This window comes from Nitrogeniibacter aestuarii (genome assembly GCF_017309585.1).
Taxonomy (GTDB): Bacteria; Pseudomonadota; Gammaproteobacteria; order Burkholderiales; family Rhodocyclaceae; genus Nitrogeniibacter; species Nitrogeniibacter aestuarii.
In genome coordinates, this window is sequence record NZ_CP071321.1 from 4,382,467 (window position 1) to 4,397,874 (window position 15,408).

The window sequence follows — 15,408 nt, forward strand, 5'->3', positions numbered from 1 at the left end:
CCCGGCGCGTCGAACTCAGGACGCGCGCTCGGTGTTCAGCACCAGGTTCACGCCAGAGGCGTCGGGCGCCACGGTGACCGGCGCGGCTTCGAGATCGCCGGCACCTGCCCCGGCCTTGCCACTCTTGGAGATGCGCGCCCCGATCGCCACTTCGGCCGGAATCGGGCGGTTGCCCGCCATGGAAGGCACCCCTTCGAAATCGAACCTGATCGGCAGATCGGCAACGGTCTGACGCAGGATGGCAAACGGCATGCCTCCGCCCACCGGACGCACGAAAATGAACACCACATCGCCCGGTTCGGCCTTGTCGGCCAGCTCCGGCGCCAGCGTCAGCTCACCCTTGATGGCCACCCCGGCGCCGGCCGCAACCGGCTCGGGCATGGCCAGCGGGGGCAGGTTGCCGCGTTGACGCGCTTCGTTGATGCCACCACGAATCGACTGGGCCAGCTCGTTATCCGGCGGCAGAACGACGAGGATCTTCTCCCATTCGCTCGAGGCCCGGGCGTAGTCCTGCGCCTGGAAAGCCGCGCTCCCCGACAGGGCGAGCGCCTTGATGTTCTGCGGATCCAGTTCCAGCGCCTTGGCAATCAGCTGGGCCGGCTCGCCGCTCAGATCCCGATTGTTCGCCGCCGCCAGCGCGTCGGCCCAGTCGGCATACACCTGGGATTCGTCGGGGACCAGTCGCGCCAGCTCCTTGTAGGCCCCGGCCGCTTCGGCAAAACGACCCATGGCGTTGTACGACCGGGCCAGCATGAACCACCCCTGCGGATCGTCCGGCGATTCCTTCAGCTTTTCCGCCAGCCCCGAGACCATCTCTTCCACCTGGGCCTGGGTCACCTGCTGCTCACCGGGCGAGCGGGCCACGGTATTGGCTGGATCGATCCCCGCGAGCGTGCCGGTTTCCAGGTAGACGAAGCCCGCCACCAGCGGAACGAGCACGACCGTGGCAATACCCCAGGCCTTGGCCGGCTTGACCGTCAGCGCCAGCGACTCGGCCTCGCCCTCGTCGAGGGCACGCGCTTCGAGCTCCTCTCGGGTCTTGGCGTAATCCTCATCGGAAATGCGACCGGCTGCGTGCTCGGCCTCCAGATCCTTGAGCTGTTCGCGCAGCACCGCCAGCGCGGTCCGCGCCTGATAGGCACCTACGTCTTCCTGGGCCATGCGACGCACGCCGGCACCGAAGAGGGGCGGCACGAGCAACAACAGGGCGCCGACCAGCAGCAGCCCGGCAATCACGAGAAATGTGCTCATGCGTCGGCCTCCGGTGTGCCATCGCCTTTGAGCAGCGCTTGCGCCCGTGCCCGCTGTCTTTCGTCCAGATGAACGCTCTCGGCCTTGTTCCGGCGCGCCAGGCGCAGCATCAGGAACACGATGCCGAGCACCGCCAGTGTCGCCGGGCCGGCCCACAACAGGATGGTGCTGAGCTTCATGGGCGGCTCGTAGAGGACGAAGTCACCGTAGCGGGCGACCATGTAATCAACCACATCGTCTTCACTCTTGCCGGCGCTCAGCTGCTCACGCACCTGATCACGCAGATCGAGTGCCAGGTCAGCCTGGGATTCGGCGATGGACTGGTTCTGACAGACCAGGCAGCGCAGTTTTTCGGAGAGCTTCAGGACCCGGGACTCGAGCGCCGGATCGGCGACCACCGGCTCGGCCTCGCGGGCGTGGACGCCCAGCACGGTCAGCCCCAGGCTGGCCGCCAGGATCAGGCGGCACATCGTTGATCTCATGCCCCGGCCTCCAGTTGCGCCACGCGCGGCAGGATGTCTTCCTTGAGCGACTGCGGCGTGATCGGGCCGGTGTGCTTGTAGCGAATCACCCCTTTCTTGTCGATCAGGAAGGTTTCAGGCACGCCATAAACACCAAAGTCGATGCCCACGCGACCGTCCAGATCGAGAATCGACACCGCGTACGGATCACCGTGTTCGGTAAGCCATTCGTTGGCCCGATTGACCGCCATGGGCAGTTCCATGTCGTCGGTGATCTTGCGCTGGTCGATCAGACCATCGCCCTTCACTTCCTTGTAGTTCAGGCCGACGATGGGCACCGAGCTGTGCTTGGAAAATTCGACCAGCACCGGGTGCTCCTGACGACAGGCCACACACCAGGACGCCCAGACATTGAGCAACCAGACCTTGCCTTGCATGTCGGCCAGACCGAACTCGGTGGTCGGGTCATCCAGGCGCGAGAGCTTGAACTGGGGTGCCGGTTTATCAATCAGCGGCGAGGGCACGTCACGGGGGTTGAGGCCCAGGCCCAGGCCAAGGAAAACCACCAGCCCGAGAAAGATGAACAGGGGAACGAGAAACTTCGCTTTCATTGGACTCTCATGCAGCCTGGCGCGCACCGGCATCCGGCACGGTCCTTGAGGCCAGCTTGCGGTATCGACGGTCAGCCGCGGCAATGCCGCCACCCAGGGCCATCAGGGCACAGCCGACCCAGATCCAGCTGATGAAGGGTTTGTGATAGAGACGCACGATCCAGGTGGTGTCGTCGATCTGCTCGCCCATGGAGGCATAGAGATCGCCGAACAGGCCGATATCGAGCGACGCCTCGGTCATGGGCATGCCGCGCGCGGTATAGACCCGCTTTTCGGGCGTCAGTGTCGCCACCGGCTTGCCATCCCGGGTCACCTTGAGTTCGCCACGCGAGGCTTCGAAGTTCGGCCCCGGCGCATCGGTGATCGACATGAGCTCGAAGTCGTAGCCGGCCAGTTGGGCCACGTCACCGACCTGCATCTTCACGTCCACGTTGGTGTTGGTGCCGTTGACCATGGCCACGCCAATGATGAACACGCCAATGCCGATGTGCGCGGAGAACATGCCCCACCAGCCACGGGGAATGGCCGACAGGCGCGCGCCCAAACCGGCACCGGGGCGCTCACCGAGACGGTCGGCCAGCAGCAGCAGGCTGGCCATGATCACCCAGGCCGCCATTGCCAGGCCCAGCACCATGCGCCAGGTGATGTGCCCGGCCGCCCAGCTGGCGAGCACGCCGATCGCCACCGAGCCGACCAGCCAGGGGGCCAGCTTGCGTGCGATCAGCGCCACGTCATGGCCTTTCCAGCGCAGGAACGGACCGATCACCATGAGCAGGATGACCGGCACCATCAGCGGCAGGAACACGGCTTCGAAATACGGTGGGCCGACCGAGATCTTGCCCAGCCCGAGCGCATCGAGGAACAGCGGATACAGCGTCCCGAGCAGCACCGAAGCGGCGACCACCGAGAGCAGCACGTTGTTCATCAGCAGCAGGGATTCGCGCGAGACCAGCGAGAACTTGCCGCCGCCGGCCAGCTTCGGCGCGCGCCAGGCGAAGAGCATCAGCGAGACGCCGATCACGAGCACCAGCAGGCCGAGAATGTACATGCCGCGGCGCGGGTCGGTGGCGAAGGCGTGCACCGAGGTGAGCACGCCGGAGCGGACCAGGAAGGTGCCGAGCAGCGACAGGGAGAAGGCCGCGATGGCCAGCAACACCGTCCAGCTGCGGAAGGCGCCGCGCTTTTCGGTCACGGCCAGCGAGTGAATCAGCGCGGTTCCGACCAGCCACGGCATGAACGAGGCGTTTTCAACCGGATCCCAGAACCACCAGCCGCCCCAGCCCAGTTCGTAGTAGGCCCAGCCGGAGCCGACCGCGATCCCGAGGGTGAGGAAAACCCACGCCACCGTGGTCCATGGCCGCGACCAGCGCGCCCAGGCCGCATCGAGGCGCCCCGAAATCAGCGCGGCAATGGCGAAGGCAAAGGCCACCGAGAAACCGACGTAGCCCATGTAGAGCAACGGCGGGTGAATGATCATGCCCGGATCCTGCAGCAGCGGGTTCAGATCCTGGCCCTCCAGTGCGCCCGGCAGCAGGCGCTCGAACGGGTTGGAGGTGAAGATGATGAAGGACAGGAAACCGGCACTCACCAAGCCGAGCACGCCCAGCACGCGGGCGACGAAGATGTCGGGCAGGGTGCGGGAAAACACCGAAACCGCCACGGTCCACAGGGCGAGAATCAGCCCCCACAGCAGCAGCGATCCCTCATGGCTGCCCCACACCCCGGTGATGCGGTAGTGCAGCGGCAGGTTGGTGTTCGAGTGCTGGGCCACGTACTGGACCGAGAAGTCGTTGTGCACGAAGGCCCAGGTGAGGGCCGCAAAGGCCATGGCCATGAACACGAACTGGCCCTGGGCGGCGGGGCGCGCCACGGCAATCATGGCCGCGCGGTTGCGACTGGCGCCGATCAGGGGCACGACGCCCTGAACCAGCGCAATGACGAAGGCGAGAATGAGGGCGAAGTGACCGAGTTCGGGAATCATTGGGCCACCGTCGTTGCTGTCTTGTGGGCCTGGTCGATGGCGTCCTGCGCCTCCGGCGGCATGTAGTTCTCGTCATGTTTGGCGAGCACTTCGGAGGCCATGAAGGTGCCATCGGCACCGATCGCCCCTTGCGCCACGGCGCCCTTGCCTTCCTTGAACAGGTCGGGCAGCGGCCCCTTGTAGGCGACCGGCACGGTCTTGGCCGTGTCGGTGATGGCGAAGCGGACGGTCACGCCATCGGCATCGCGCTTGATCGAACCTTCCTCGACCATGCCGCCGATGCGGAAGGTGCGGCCCTGCGGCACTTCACCCGCAGCCACTTCGGTGGGGGTGTGGAAGAACACCAGATTCTGCTGGAAGGCGGAGAGCACCAGGGCGACAGCGCCCCCGAGCAGTGCCACCCCGGCCACCACCAGCATCAGCCGTTTCTGTCTGGCTTTCATTGTCGAGTCTCCTTGCGTGCTGCCGTTGCCTTGGCGGCCCGACGCAACTTCTGTAGTCGATGAATCACCTGCTTCCGACGCCCTAACACCAGCACAAGTTCCAACAAAATCAAGGCGAAGGTGACGCCATAGGATCCCCAGACGAAAAACGCCTTGCCCCCCATGGCCCAGAATTCGGCAGCGGATCCCCAGTTCATGCCCGGGCCTCCTCGGCATCGAGCACCTCGCCCACCCAGTCGGTATGGCGTTCGCGCTCGAGAATCAGGGATCGCACACGCCACAGGGTGACCGCGATCGTGTAAGCCCAGGCGGCCAGCGCCATGATGAGCATGCTCCACAGCATGGTGGTGGCCATGGAGGGGGCCTTGGTCAGGCTGACCGAAGCTCCCTGATGCAAGGTGTTCCACCACTTCACCGAGAAATAGATGACCGGCACGTTCACCGCGCCCACCAGCGCCAGAATCCCCCCGGCCTTGTCGGCCCGGCGCGGATCCTCGATGGCCCGCGTGAGCGCGATGAAACCGAAATAGAGGAAGAGCAGCAGCAGCTGCGAGGTCAGGCGTGCATCCCAGACCCAATAGGCACCCCAGGTGGGCCGCCCCCACAGGGCACCCGTCCACAGCGCGACAAAACAGAACATGGCGCCGGTGGGCGCCAGTGCCTGCGCCATCATGGACGACAGGCGGGTGTTGAACACAATCCCCACTGCCGACCAGAAGGCCATCACCAGATACACGAACATGGACATCCAGGCTGCGGGCACATGGATGAAGATCACCCGGTACACCTCGCCCTGAACGGCATCGGTCGGTGCCACGAAGAACCCCATGTACAGGCCGACGACCGTGAGCACGACCGCCACTGCCAGGAACCAGGGGGCCAGCTTGCCTGCCAACGGGTAGAACATGTTGGGGGCCGCGTAGCGAAACAGGTGGAAGCGTTGCGGGGTATCCATCTCGTTCAGGGTCTTGTTTCCAGCCGTTTTTTCCGGTCTGGAGAATATAGGGGGGCTCTACTCTACCGCGATTCGCAATGCGGCCGCACACGCCCACGGAGTCAACGCCAGTGCGGCAAGCGAACCGCCGCCGAGCAACAACAGGTGCGCTGACGCGCCGATGCCCGACAGATGGGCATCTACGGCGCCGGCACCGAAAATCAGGATCGGTACAAACAGGGGTAACACCAGCAGCGCCAGTAACATTCCCCCGCCGCGCAAGCCCAGCGTCAGTGCCGCACCCACGCCACCCAGCAAAGAGAGGATGGGGGTTCCGAGCGCCAAGGATAGGATCAGCACCCCGGTGGCGCTTTGCTCCATATCAAACAGCAGTGCCAGCAAGGGCGCGGCGATGATCAACGGCACCGCGGTACTCAGCCAGTGGGCGAAGAGCTTGGCCAGCACCCACAGCACGGCGGGCTCGGGCGAGAGCAGCAGCTGCTCAAGCACACCGTCGGCATGATCCTGACCGAAAATGCGATGCAGCGAGAGCAGCGTGGCCAGCAAGGCAGCCACCCATAGCACCCCCGGCGCAATCTGGCGCAGCAGGTTGGGCTCGGCACCCACGCCGAACGGAAACAGGCAGGCCACGATGGTGAAGAAGGCCAGGGTCACCAGCACATCGGCCCGGTTGCGCCAGGCCAGCAGCAGGTCGCGGCGCAGCACTTCAAGGAAGACACTCAGCATGCGGCCTCCGCCAGATCGAAGACCCGCAGCGGCGTTTTGAAAGGCACGTCCTGATGGGTGGTCATTACCACCATCCCACCCTGTGCGCAATGGGTATCGAGCCACTCGGCCAGATCCTTGACCGCACCCACGTCAAGCGCGACGAAGGGTTCGTCCAGCACCCACAAGGGCACCTCTTCGGACAGATACAGCCGGGACAGACCCACGCGCCGGCGTTGCCCCTGGGAGAGCACCTTGGCCGGTAGATCACGCTGGAGGCTCAGACCGATTCGATCAAGCGCCGCATCGCAGGCCGCTTCATCAGCCGCGCGACCGTGGGTGGCCGCCGCGAAGCGCAGGTTTTCGATGGGGGTAAGCAAATCGTTGAGGGCCGCCGAATGGCCCAGATAGAGCATGTCGCGGTGGAAGGCATCGCGCGCGCGATCGATGCGCTCGCCCTTCCAGCTCACATGGCCATGTTCGGGCATGGACAGACCGCACAGCAGTCGCAGCAGGCTCGTCTTGCCCACCCCGTTCGGACCGCCAATGCGCACGAGCTCACCCGGACTCACGGTGAGGTTCACGTCGGCGAAGAGAAGACGGTCGCCGCGCAGACAGGCGAGTTCGGTCACTTCCAGCATGGACGCGATTCAATCACATGCGGGGGGAAAAAGGTATGAGGACGGTCAACTTGTCTCGTCATTAAGCGTATCAGGCGGCGACGCCACCGTTCTCAACGCTGCCGCGCCACCCTTTCATTGATTCTGGACGCTGCTTTCGTGATCAACGCGTTGAGATCAAGCGCGTCGAAAACGCTTCCGAACCCCAAAAAACCCTTGATGGTGAACTTACGACCGAAGAATTCGCCCCAGGGCATATGCTCGGTGAGGGTGTGCTCGTCAATGACCTTCGACGATCCGTGCTCGGTCAGACGCATGGCGAGCCTGACCTTGGGGCGCCACAGCAACAGCAGACTGATCGGCCTTGCATCCGCCAGGCAGGAATCCACCCGATTCGAGATGACGCTTCCAGTCGGCGCGAGGCATCACCGACAACCCGGAGAACAACACCCGACGTGGCGCACGACGCCCGAAGAAGCGTTTCAGCATGAAATCAGAGGCAAGCCTTCATGGCGCGATTTTGGCACACGCCCCGACACCCAAGAAAAAGGGCCGCTCACGCGACCCTTTGAATGACCCGATTCGACCCGGGTGACTTACTGCTGCTCCGCCGGCTTGGCGTCCGGATGGAACACTTCAGGCGCTGCACCGCCCTTGTCGGCGCCGATCTCCTGATCGACAGCGGGCAACTGGTGCGCAATGCCCTTGTGGCAATCGATGCAGGTCTTGCCGTTCTCGAACCCCTCCTGGTGCATGCGCGTGGAGCGCCGGCCCTGGATGGAGTAGTCGAAGTACTGGTAGTTATGGCAATTGCGGCACTCGCGCGAGTCGGTCTTGCGCATGCGCTCCCACTCATGCTGCGCCAGTTCGAGCCGCTTGGCGTTGAACTTCTCGGGCGTGTCGATGGTGCCCAACAGCTTGTGCCACACCTCGTTGGATGCCTGGATCTTGCGGATGATCTTGTGCGTCCACTCCTTGGGCACATGGCAGTCGGGGCAGGTGGCGCGCACGCCGCTGCGGTTGGAATAGTGGATGGTGTTCCGGTATTCCTTGTAGACGTTCTCCTTCATCTCGTGGCACGAGATGCAGAACTCTTCCCGGTTGGTCCATTCCATGGCGGTGTTGAAGGCCCCCCAGAACAGGATACCGGCCACAAAGACGAGGGCGATCAGGCCGAGTCCGGCGCCGCGCATTCGGCCCCACAGGCCTTTCTTGTTTTGGTCACTCATGTCGTGCTCCCCAGCGCGGCCCGATCAGCGCAGGCCTTCGGCTTTCTTGAAGGTGTTCTCCACCAGCGGCTTGGCGTCGGTCTGCGGCACGTGGCACTGGTTGCAGAAGTAGCGACGCGGCGAAATGTTGGACAGCTCCTTGCCGTCTCGGTCCTTGAAGTGGGTGATGCTCACCTTGGTGGCGCCGGTCTCGCGATAGCGCGTCCACGAGTGGCAGTCCATGCACTTGTTGAAGTTGGTGGTGATGGAATAGCCATCGATCTTGTGCGGAATCAGCGGCGGTTGCTGCACGTATTCGCGGGCCGAGGGTGCGTGGTCCTTTTCGACCACATACTTGCCCGGCTGCTGTGCCTCGGAATCCACATCCGTACCGCGAATGGACTTCACGGCCTCGGCGGCCTGTACGCCAACGGTGGCGCCCAGAGTCAGGGCTGCCAGGGCAGCCATAAAGAAATGACGGGTCTTGTTATTCATGACTCGCTCCTGTCGAATCGGGTGGTCAATCTGAATACATCCTTGCCGCACACGTCGATGCAACGTCCGCAGCTGGTGCAATCCTTGTCGAGAATCAGGGGGTGGTCCTGCCCCACCGCCTTGAGCGCCGGCCGGATCACCTGAGGCTCCGGACAGACGTTGAAACAGTCCATGCAATCGTCGCAGGCACGCCGCTTGTCCGCCGTGACGCGGATCAAGGCGCCGCTGCCCAGCAGCCCGTAGAACGCGCCCACCGGGCACACATGGCCACACCAGCCGCGGCTGGCGAACAGCAGGTCGTACAGAAACACGGCCAGCACCACGCCCCAGGCCAGACCGAAGCCGAAAATCAGCCCCCGGTGCAGCATGGACACCGGATTGACCCACTCCCAGGCCAGCGAGCCGGTCAGGGCCGAAGCCCCCAGGGTGAACGCCAGCAGCCAGTAGCGGGTGTAGGCACTGGGCGTCTTGCCGCCCTTGATGTTCAGGCGTCGGCGCAGCCAGGCGGCCGCGTCGGTCACCAGATTCACCGGGCAGACCCACGAGCAGAACAGCCGCCCGCCGAACAGCAGGTAGAACGCCAGCACGATGCCGCCGCCCAGCAAGGCTTCCTGGTAGGGCAACTGCCCTGCAGAGAAGGACTGCAGCAACAGGTACGGATCGGTCAGCGGCAGCACGCCCAGCGTGAGGCTGGAACTGAGGTTGCCCTTGACGATCCACCAGCCGAACCAGGGGCCGACCAGAAACAGCGCCAGAATGCCGAACTGGCTGATCCGGCGCAGCAACAACCATTTATTGGCGCGCAGGCGACCCTTCACGCGCACGGCCTCAGCACCCGGCTGGGTGCTGGCGCGCGAGCGCTTTGCGCTGCGCTCGGTGGCGACGTTGTTCGTGGTGGCCGCCGTGTTCATGGCTTCCACCCCGAGTCGAGGCCGCCGGGCTTGGCGGGCTGATAATCCGGCGTCACGCGGGTATCACCATATTCGCGATCTTCCAGGCCGCGCATGGGCAACTGCTCCTGCTCGCCGATGAGCGATCCGCCCGCCTTCTCCTTCTCCGCCCAGCCCTTGCGGTAATGCTCGGCCGACTGACCCTGCGCGAGCTTGTGCGGCAGCACGCGGATGGCCGACTCGGGCAGCACGCAGGATTTCTCGCACTTGCCGCAGCCGGTACAGGCGTCCGAATGCACGGTCGGCAGCAACATGGCGTGCCGGTCGGAGCGCGGGTTGTGCACCAGTTCCAGCGTGATGGCCTGGTCGATGACCGGGCACACCCGGTAGCACACGTCGCAACGCAAGCCGAGGAAGTTCAGGCAGGTTTCGTGATCGATGAGCACCGCCAGCCCCATGCGCGCCTCGCCGATGTCGGTCAGCTCGCGATCGAGCGCCCCGGTCGGACAGGCTTTCACACAGGGGATGTCCTCGCACATCTCGCAGGGGATGTCGCGGGCGGTGAAATACGGCGTACCCACCGCCACGTTGTCCCCCAGCTCGGAGAGCTTGAGCGTGTCGTACGGGCAATCGCGCACGCACAGGCCGCAACGCACACAGGCAGACAGAAAATCCGGCTCCGCCAGGGCACCCGGCGGACGAATGGCCATGGCCGGCTTGGCGCTGGCCTCGCGCCCGACCATACCCACGCCGAGCGCAAGCATGCACGCGCCACCGGCCGCGCCGGCCATTTCCCGCAGGAAACGGCGACGCGCCTGAAGCGCCTTGTCGCTGGGAGTGACTGTGTTCTGGGAGCTCATGATGTGTCGTCCCGTCGGGGCGGCGAATACCGCCCCGGTGCGGGTGTTTGCGGATCAGGCCTTGGTCACCTTCACGGCGCACTTCTTGAAGTCGGTTTCTTTCGAAATCGGGCAGGTGGCGTCGAGCGTGAGCTTGTTGACCAGACGGCCTTCGTCGAAGAAGGGCACGAAGATCAGGCCCACCGGCGGCTTGTTGCGACCGCGGGTTTCCAGCGTGGCGACAATCTCGCCACGGCGGGAGGCGACCTTCACCTTCATGCCGCGCTGCAGGCCGCGCTTGGTAGCATCGTCCGGGTTCATGAACACCTGCGCTTCGGGCACCGAACGGTGCAGCTCGGGCACGCGGCGAGTCATGGAACCGGTATGCCAGTGTTCGAGCACGCGGCCGGTACACAGCCACATGTCGTAGTCGGCGTCCGGGCTCTCCGCAGGCGGCTCGTAGGGCAGCGCAAAGATGACGGCGCGCTTGTCCTTCTTGCCGTAGAACTGGATGTCGGAACCCTTCTCGACGTACGGGTCGTAACCCTCGCGGAAGCGCCACAGCGTTTCCTTGCCGTCGACCACCGGCCAGCGCAGGCCGCGGGCCTTGTGATAGGCGTCGAAGTCGGCCAGATCGTGACCATGGCCGCGACCGAAGCTGGCGTATTCCTCGAACAGACCCTTCTGCAGGTAGTAGCCCAGTTCCTTCGACTCGTCGTTCATGTAGCCGGTCCAGGCATGGTCGTTGGCCTTGGCCACATCCTCAAGCTTGAACTGGTTCACCTGACCGTTCTCGAACAGCACGTCGTACAGGGTCTTGCCCTTGTACTCCGGCTTCTTGGCAATCATGTCGGCCGGCCAGGCGTCTTCGACCTTGAAGCGCTTGGCGAACTGCACGAACTGCCACAGATCCGACTTCGCTTCACCCGGAGGCGCCACCTGCTGGCGCCAGAACTGGGTACGACGCTCGGCGTTACCGTAAGCGCCTTCCTTCTCGGTCCACATGGCCGTGGGCAGGATCAGGTCGGCCGCCAGGGCGGAGACCGTCGGGTACGGGTCGGAAACCACCACGAAGGCTTCCGGATTGCGCCAGCCCGGGTAGGTTTCGTCATTGGTGTTCGGGCCGGCCTGCATGTTGTTGTTGCAGGTCACCCAGTAGCACTTGAGCTTGCCGTCCTTGAGCATGCGGCTCTGGAGCACGGCGTGGTAGCCGATCTTGCCATTGAGGAAGCCCTCGGGCAGCTTCCAGATCTTCTCCGAGGTGGCCCGGTGCTCGGGCTTCATCACCACCAGGTCAGCCGGCAGACGGTGCGAGAACGTACCCACCTCACGCGCGGTGCCGCAGGCGGAGGGCTGACCGGTGAGCGAGAACGGGCCACAGCCCGGCTTGGAGATCTTGCCGGTGAGCAGGTGCACGTTGTAGATCATGTTGTTCGCCCAGCTCCCACGGGTGTGCTGGTTGAAACCCATGGTCCAGTAGGACACCACCTTCTTGTCCGGGTCGGCGTAGAGCTTGGCCAGGCGCTCCAGGCGTTCGGCGGGCACACCGGAGAGCGCGGAGACTTTCTCGACGGTGTAGTCGGAGACGAACTTGGCGTATTCCTCGAACGTGATCGGGCTGGAACCGCCGGCCTTGCTGGCGTTCTTGGCCGCCTGTTCACGCGGATCGGTCGGGCGCAGTCCGTAGCCGATGTCGTCGTTGCCCTTCGCGAAGTTGATGTTCTTCTCGATGAAGGCCTTGTCGACCGCGTTGTTCTGGATGATGTAGTTGGCGATGTAGTTGAGGATCGCCAGATCGGTCTGCGGCGTGAAGATCATGCCGTTGTCGGCCAGTTCGAACGAACGGTGTTCGAAGGTGGACAGCACATGCACTTCGCAGCCATCGTGGGTCAGACGACGGTCGGTGAGACGCGACCACAGGATCGGGTGCATCTCCGCCATGTTGGAGCCCCACAGCACGAAGGCGTCGGCGTTCTCCAGGTCGTCATAACAGCCCATCGGCTCGTCGATACCGAAGGTGCGAATGAAACCGGCCACGGCGGAGGCCATGCAGTGGCGGGCGTTCGGATCGATGTTGTTGGAACGGAACCCGGCCTTCCACAGCTTGGAGGCGGCATAGCCTTCCCACACCGTCCACTGACCGGAGCCGAACATGCCGATCGACGAGGTCAGTTCGGTGACGGGCTTGCCTTCGTTGGCTTTCAGATCCTGTGCCAGCGCGGCCTTCCACTTCTCTTCCATGATGTCGAAGGCCTGGTCCCAGCTCACCGGGGTGAACTCGCCGTTCTTGTCGAACTTGCCGTTCTTCATGCGCAGCAGTGGCTGGGTGAGGCGGTCCTTGCCGTACATGATCTTCGACAGGAAGTAACCCTTGATACAGTTCAGGCCCCGGTTCACCGGTGCGTCCGGGTCGCCCTGGGTGGCGACCACACGGCCATCCTGAACACCCACAAGCACGGAACAGCCCGTACCGCAGAAACGGCAGGCAGCCTTGTCCCAACGCACGTCGGTCGCGGTCGCATCCGCCGCATTGACCACCGTCGGCAGCGTGACACCTGCCGTGGCAGCCGCCGCCGCGACGGCATTGGCCTTGATGAATTCACGTCGATCCATAGTCATTTTCAAGCCTCCTGTTCCTGCAATTCGATACCGTCGTCGGTGTATTCGTAAGCCAGCGTCACGCCATGAACCCGTTTGTTCACGTTGACGGCCAGAATGGAATCCATCATCGAGTAGTCCTCGCCATCCTCGACGGTGACGATCACGCGCCCTCCGTCCGGTGAGGTCCCGTGCACTTCAACGCCCGGGATCTCGAGCAGTTCGCGGGTCAGATCCGCAGCCTGCTCGGGAACGACCCGGACCACTAAACTTGCGATCTTCATTGTTCGGTCTCCATGGGGAGGACGGCGCTGACCGCCCCGACGGGGCATGGCGCCACACAGGCACCACATCCGGTGCACACGTTGTCATCGAGTTGGGGTGTCGAGATGCCGCCGAGGGTGGGGCGAAAGCGGATGGCGGACATCTCGCAGTTTTCACCGCAGATGCGACATTCCACGCCTTGCCGGGCAATGCAGCCCTCGGAGATCACCGCCTTCAGTGACCACGGCGCGGCATCGGCCTCGCGAACGAGGGCGGCCGGCTTGCAAGCCGTCACGCAATCGCCGCAGAAGGTGCACTCACCCTGATGGAAATCCAGCGTCGGATAACCACCGTCACCCTTTGCAATGACCCGGGTGGGGCACGCCTTCACGCAGTCGTCGCAACGCGTGCATGCGGCCTCGAAGGCGCCATGGGGCAATGCCCAGGGCGGTCGGGGTACATTGGCAACCTGTCGGAAACGGCCGCGAAGGAAACCGCGGCGAGCCACATCCATGACGTTCTCAAAACCCTACAAATCTTAAGGGTTCCGATTGAACGCCAACGCGGACGCCCCAACCTTGACTGTGGTCAACTCAAGTGGAGGTTGTGCACCGCTTCGGTGAAACTTGCACCATCAAGGTGCAAAAAACCGGGCTCAGAGGGCAATGGGGGCCACGTTCTGCCGGTGAGCGAGAGCATCGAACCAGCGCACCAGCAGGCGATAGATGTCGATATCGAAGGCGTATCGGGCGCCGCTGAGCGCGTCGGCCACGTCGGCCTCGGTACGCTCGGTGGCCAGGTAGCACCAGCGATCAATCAGGTGGAACTCGCTGCGGCCGGTGTTTTCATCATGCTCCGGCACGCAGATCGGCCCGTCCCACGGCCAGGGTTTGATGCCTTTGCCGGCCAGCGCGGCGCTCAGGCGGGCATCATGATCCTCGGTACTTTCCTTGCCGGCACACACGCCTGCACAGCGTTTCATCTGGTAGGCCATGCAGGCACCGGTTCGACCCGGCTCGATGCCGAGACGACGCGGACACAGCTTGTACAGAAGCGCCAGCTCGCGCAGCAGGTTGTCCGCTTCCTTCTTCGTGCGGAAGGCCCCGAACACATCGGACCATTCACGCGGGTCCGAATCGGTCAGCGGCACGCGCTCAAGCACATTGGCCTTGCGCTTGTTACTGGTCACCACGCGCAGGCCGAACACGTCCTCATTCTTGCGCAACATGCGGTTGTGAAGCGGTTTGTGGTGCTTCACCAGGCAGGCTTCGAGCAAGAGCGCACCGAGTTCGCCAGCGGTCTGCTCCCACTCGACCCGGCGGATCTGGCGCGCCATCTCCGCCTCCTTGCCATTCATGCGGTCGGCCGCGAAATGCGACATCACGCGAGCACGGATGCGCTTGCTCTTGCCGATATACAGCGGCAGGTCGTTTTCACCATAGAAGAAGTAGACACCCGGGCTGTCCGGCATGCCTTCGAGTACGCCCTCGGGCAAGCCCGGGGGCCGCGACGGACGCTTCATGGCCTTGTCGATCGCACGTTCGAGCGTGTCGTCGGGGAAGCCCGCGGCCGCCTGGGCCATGAACTGCCACAGCACGTCGGCGTCGCCCATGGCGCGATGCCGGGCCTCGCAACTCAGGCCGAAGCGCTCGATGATGGCGTCCAGACCATGCCGGTGGTGGCCGGGGTAGAGCGCGCGGGAGAGCTTCACGGTACACAGCACCGGCGCATCGAACTGTCGCCCCATGCGCTCGAAGGCGTTCTTGAGAAAACCGTAATCGAAGCGCGCGTTGTGGGCCACGAACACGGCGTCGTCGAGCAATGCCCAGACCGCGTCTGCGAGCGCTTCAAAAGGGGGTGCATCCGCCACCATGGCATCGGTGATGCCGGTGAAATTCTGGATCGTGCCGGGGATGTGAACGCCCGGATTGGTCAGGGACGACCAGCGTTCGACCACCTCGCCATCCTCGATGCGCAGGACGGCGATTTCGGTGATGCGATCGCGCACCGGGTGAGCCCCGGTGGTTTCCAGGTCAACGACCGCGAGGCGTTGAGGTAAGGCCACTCAATCAGGGCGCGTCACTGAC

At 64.1% G+C, this 15,408-nt stretch carries 19 protein-coding genes; 1 reads left to right on the forward strand and 18 read right to left on the reverse strand.

Translation table 11 applies throughout. The annotated features are described in order from the left end of the window. Positions 1-15 precede the first annotated feature (15 nt). The 10 genes from ccmI to J0W34_RS20430 form a co-directional block, all read right to left on the reverse strand. Positions 16-1,251, reverse strand: coding sequence for a c-type cytochrome biogenesis protein CcmI (gene ccmI, locus J0W34_RS20385; protein ID WP_227818093.1), 1,236 nt, complete (start codon positions 1,249-1,251; stop codon positions 16-18). Beyond that, positions 1,248-1,733: a cytochrome c-type biogenesis protein gene (locus tag J0W34_RS20390; protein WP_230970015.1), complete on the reverse strand. Its 486-nt coding sequence runs from the start codon at positions 1,731-1,733 to the stop codon at positions 1,248-1,250. Before J0W34_RS20390 ends, ccmI begins: the two co-directional genes overlap by 4 nt. Continuing rightward, positions 1,730-2,323, reverse strand: a complete 594-nt coding sequence (locus J0W34_RS20395; RefSeq protein ID WP_227818095.1) for a DsbE family thiol:disulfide interchange protein — start codon at positions 2,321-2,323, stop codon at positions 1,730-1,732. Before J0W34_RS20395 ends, J0W34_RS20390 begins: the two co-directional genes overlap by 4 nt. Positions 2,324-2,330: 7 nt before the next feature. Further along, entirely contained in the window at positions 2,331-4,304 is a 1,974-nt protein-coding gene (locus tag J0W34_RS20400; protein WP_230970016.1) for a heme lyase CcmF/NrfE family subunit, read from the reverse strand. Then, a complete protein-coding gene (gene ccmE, locus J0W34_RS20405) occupies positions 4,301-4,747 on the reverse strand; it encodes a cytochrome c maturation protein CcmE (protein ID WP_227818097.1) in 447 nt (148 codons plus the stop codon). The genes J0W34_RS20400 and ccmE overlap by 4 nt, the downstream gene beginning before the upstream one ends. Further along, entirely contained in the window at positions 4,744-4,944 is a 201-nt protein-coding gene (gene ccmD, locus J0W34_RS20410; protein WP_227818098.1) for a heme exporter protein CcmD, read from the reverse strand. Before ccmD ends, ccmE begins: the two co-directional genes overlap by 4 nt. Continuing rightward, positions 4,941-5,702 (reverse strand): heme ABC transporter permease CcmC, encoded by a 762-nt coding sequence (gene ccmC / locus J0W34_RS20415; protein WP_227818099.1) that lies wholly within the window; start codon positions 5,700-5,702, stop codon positions 4,941-4,943. The genes ccmD and ccmC overlap by 4 nt, the downstream gene beginning before the upstream one ends. A gap of 57 nt (positions 5,703-5,759) precedes the next feature. Next, the gene (gene ccmB / locus J0W34_RS20420) at positions 5,760-6,428 is read right to left on the reverse strand and encodes a heme exporter protein CcmB (protein ID WP_227818100.1); all 669 of its coding nucleotides are present in this window, start codon (positions 6,426-6,428) and stop codon (positions 5,760-5,762) included. Further along, the gene (gene ccmA, locus J0W34_RS20425; protein WP_230970017.1) at positions 6,422-7,048 is read right to left on the reverse strand and encodes a cytochrome c biogenesis heme-transporting ATPase CcmA; all 627 of its coding nucleotides are present in this window, start codon (positions 7,046-7,048) and stop codon (positions 6,422-6,424) included. Before ccmA ends, ccmB begins: the two co-directional genes overlap by 7 nt. A gap of 92 nt (positions 7,049-7,140) precedes the next feature. Beyond that, positions 7,141-7,344 carry a hypothetical protein gene (locus J0W34_RS20430; protein ID WP_230970018.1) on the reverse strand — a complete coding sequence of 68 codons (204 nt, stop codon included), beginning with the start codon at positions 7,342-7,344 and terminating at the stop codon, positions 7,141-7,143. Between J0W34_RS20430 and J0W34_RS20435 the strand changes: the two genes are divergently transcribed. Then, a complete protein-coding gene (locus J0W34_RS20435) occupies positions 7,343-7,603 on the forward strand; it encodes a hypothetical protein (protein WP_230970019.1) in 261 nt (86 codons plus the stop codon). The two genes, J0W34_RS20430 and J0W34_RS20435, sit on opposite strands and share 2 nt — an antisense overlap. A 20-nt stretch (positions 7,604-7,623) precedes the next feature. Here J0W34_RS20435 and J0W34_RS20440 read toward each other — a convergent pair whose 3' ends face one another. From J0W34_RS20440 to J0W34_RS20475, 8 genes are all read right to left on the reverse strand, one after another. Next, positions 7,624-8,256 (reverse strand): NapC/NirT family cytochrome c, encoded by a 633-nt coding sequence (locus tag J0W34_RS20440; protein ID WP_227818103.1) that lies wholly within the window; start codon positions 8,254-8,256, stop codon positions 7,624-7,626. A gap of 24 nt (positions 8,257-8,280) precedes the next feature. Further along, positions 8,281-8,730 carry a nitrate reductase cytochrome c-type subunit gene (locus J0W34_RS20445; RefSeq protein WP_227818104.1) on the reverse strand — a complete coding sequence of 150 codons (450 nt, stop codon included), beginning with the start codon at positions 8,728-8,730 and terminating at the stop codon, positions 8,281-8,283. Beyond that, the gene (gene napH / locus J0W34_RS20450; protein ID WP_230970020.1) at positions 8,727-9,641 is read right to left on the reverse strand and encodes a quinol dehydrogenase ferredoxin subunit NapH; all 915 of its coding nucleotides are present in this window, start codon (positions 9,639-9,641) and stop codon (positions 8,727-8,729) included. The genes J0W34_RS20445 and napH overlap by 4 nt, the downstream gene beginning before the upstream one ends. After that, the gene (gene napG / locus J0W34_RS20455; RefSeq protein WP_230970021.1) at positions 9,638-10,480 is read right to left on the reverse strand and encodes a ferredoxin-type protein NapG; all 843 of its coding nucleotides are present in this window, start codon (positions 10,478-10,480) and stop codon (positions 9,638-9,640) included. The genes napH and napG overlap by 4 nt, the downstream gene beginning before the upstream one ends. 54 nt (positions 10,481-10,534) lie before the next feature. Next, positions 10,535-13,078 carry a nitrate reductase catalytic subunit NapA gene (napA, locus tag J0W34_RS20460; RefSeq protein ID WP_230970022.1) on the reverse strand — a complete coding sequence of 848 codons (2,544 nt, stop codon included), beginning with the start codon at positions 13,076-13,078 and terminating at the stop codon, positions 10,535-10,537. A gap of 2 nt (positions 13,079-13,080) precedes the next feature. Beyond that, the gene (locus tag J0W34_RS20465) at positions 13,081-13,341 is read right to left on the reverse strand and encodes a chaperone NapD (RefSeq protein ID WP_227818108.1); all 261 of its coding nucleotides are present in this window, start codon (positions 13,339-13,341) and stop codon (positions 13,081-13,083) included. Further along, positions 13,338-13,835 carry a ferredoxin-type protein NapF gene (napF, locus tag J0W34_RS20470; RefSeq protein ID WP_230970023.1) on the reverse strand — a complete coding sequence of 166 codons (498 nt, stop codon included), beginning with the start codon at positions 13,833-13,835 and terminating at the stop codon, positions 13,338-13,340. Before napF ends, J0W34_RS20465 begins: the two co-directional genes overlap by 4 nt. Positions 13,836-13,976: 141 nt before the next feature. Then, positions 13,977-15,386 (reverse strand): exonuclease domain-containing protein, encoded by a 1,410-nt coding sequence (locus J0W34_RS20475; RefSeq protein ID WP_227818110.1) that lies wholly within the window; start codon positions 15,384-15,386, stop codon positions 13,977-13,979. Positions 15,387-15,408 lie beyond the last annotated feature (22 nt).

Coding starts and splice junctions, on each gene's coding strand:
- ccmI (WP_227818093.1), bottom strand. CDS start 1,251: ATGAGCACATTTCTCGTGATTGCCGGGCTGCTGCTGGTCGGCGCCCTG.
- J0W34_RS20390 (WP_230970015.1), bottom strand. CDS start 1,733: ATGAGATCAACGATGTGCCGCCTGATCCTGGCGGCCAGCCTGGGGCTG.
- J0W34_RS20395 (WP_227818095.1), bottom strand. CDS start 2,323: ATGAAAGCGAAGTTTCTCGTTCCCCTGTTCATCTTTCTCGGGCTGGTG.
- J0W34_RS20400 (WP_230970016.1), bottom strand. CDS start 4,304: ATGATTCCCGAACTCGGTCACTTCGCCCTCATTCTCGCCTTCGTCATT.
- ccmE (WP_227818097.1), bottom strand. CDS start 4,747: ATGAAAGCCAGACAGAAACGGCTGATGCTGGTGGTGGCCGGGGTGGCA.
- ccmD (WP_227818098.1), bottom strand. CDS start 4,944: ATGAACTGGGGATCCGCTGCCGAATTCTGGGCCATGGGGGGCAAGGCG.
- ccmC (WP_227818099.1), bottom strand. CDS start 5,702: ATGGATACCCCGCAACGCTTCCACCTGTTTCGCTACGCGGCCCCCAAC.
- ccmB (WP_227818100.1), bottom strand. CDS start 6,428: ATGCTGAGTGTCTTCCTTGAAGTGCTGCGCCGCGACCTGCTGCTGGCC.
- ccmA (WP_230970017.1), bottom strand. CDS start 7,048: ATGCTGGAAGTGACCGAACTCGCCTGTCTGCGCGGCGACCGTCTTCTC.
- J0W34_RS20435 (WP_230970019.1), top strand. CDS start 7,343: ATGGCGAGCCTGACCTTGGGGCGCCACAGCAACAGCAGACTGATCGGC.
- J0W34_RS20430 (WP_230970018.1), bottom strand. CDS start 7,344: ATGCGTCTGACCGAGCACGGATCGTCGAAGGTCATTGACGAGCACACC.
- J0W34_RS20440 (WP_227818103.1), bottom strand. CDS start 8,256: ATGAGTGACCAAAACAAGAAAGGCCTGTGGGGCCGAATGCGCGGCGCC.
- J0W34_RS20445 (WP_227818104.1), bottom strand. CDS start 8,730: ATGAATAACAAGACCCGTCATTTCTTTATGGCTGCCCTGGCAGCCCTG.
- napH (WP_230970020.1), bottom strand. CDS start 9,641: ATGAACACGGCGGCCACCACGAACAACGTCGCCACCGAGCGCAGCGCA.
- napG (WP_230970021.1), bottom strand. CDS start 10,480: ATGAGCTCCCAGAACACAGTCACTCCCAGCGACAAGGCGCTTCAGGCG.
- napA (WP_230970022.1), bottom strand. CDS start 13,078: ATGACTATGGATCGACGTGAATTCATCAAGGCCAATGCCGTCGCGGCG.
- J0W34_RS20465 (WP_227818108.1), bottom strand. CDS start 13,341: ATGAAGATCGCAAGTTTAGTGGTCCGGGTCGTTCCCGAGCAGGCTGCG.
- napF (WP_230970023.1), bottom strand. CDS start 13,835: ATGGATGTGGCTCGCCGCGGTTTCCTTCGCGGCCGTTTCCGACAGGTT.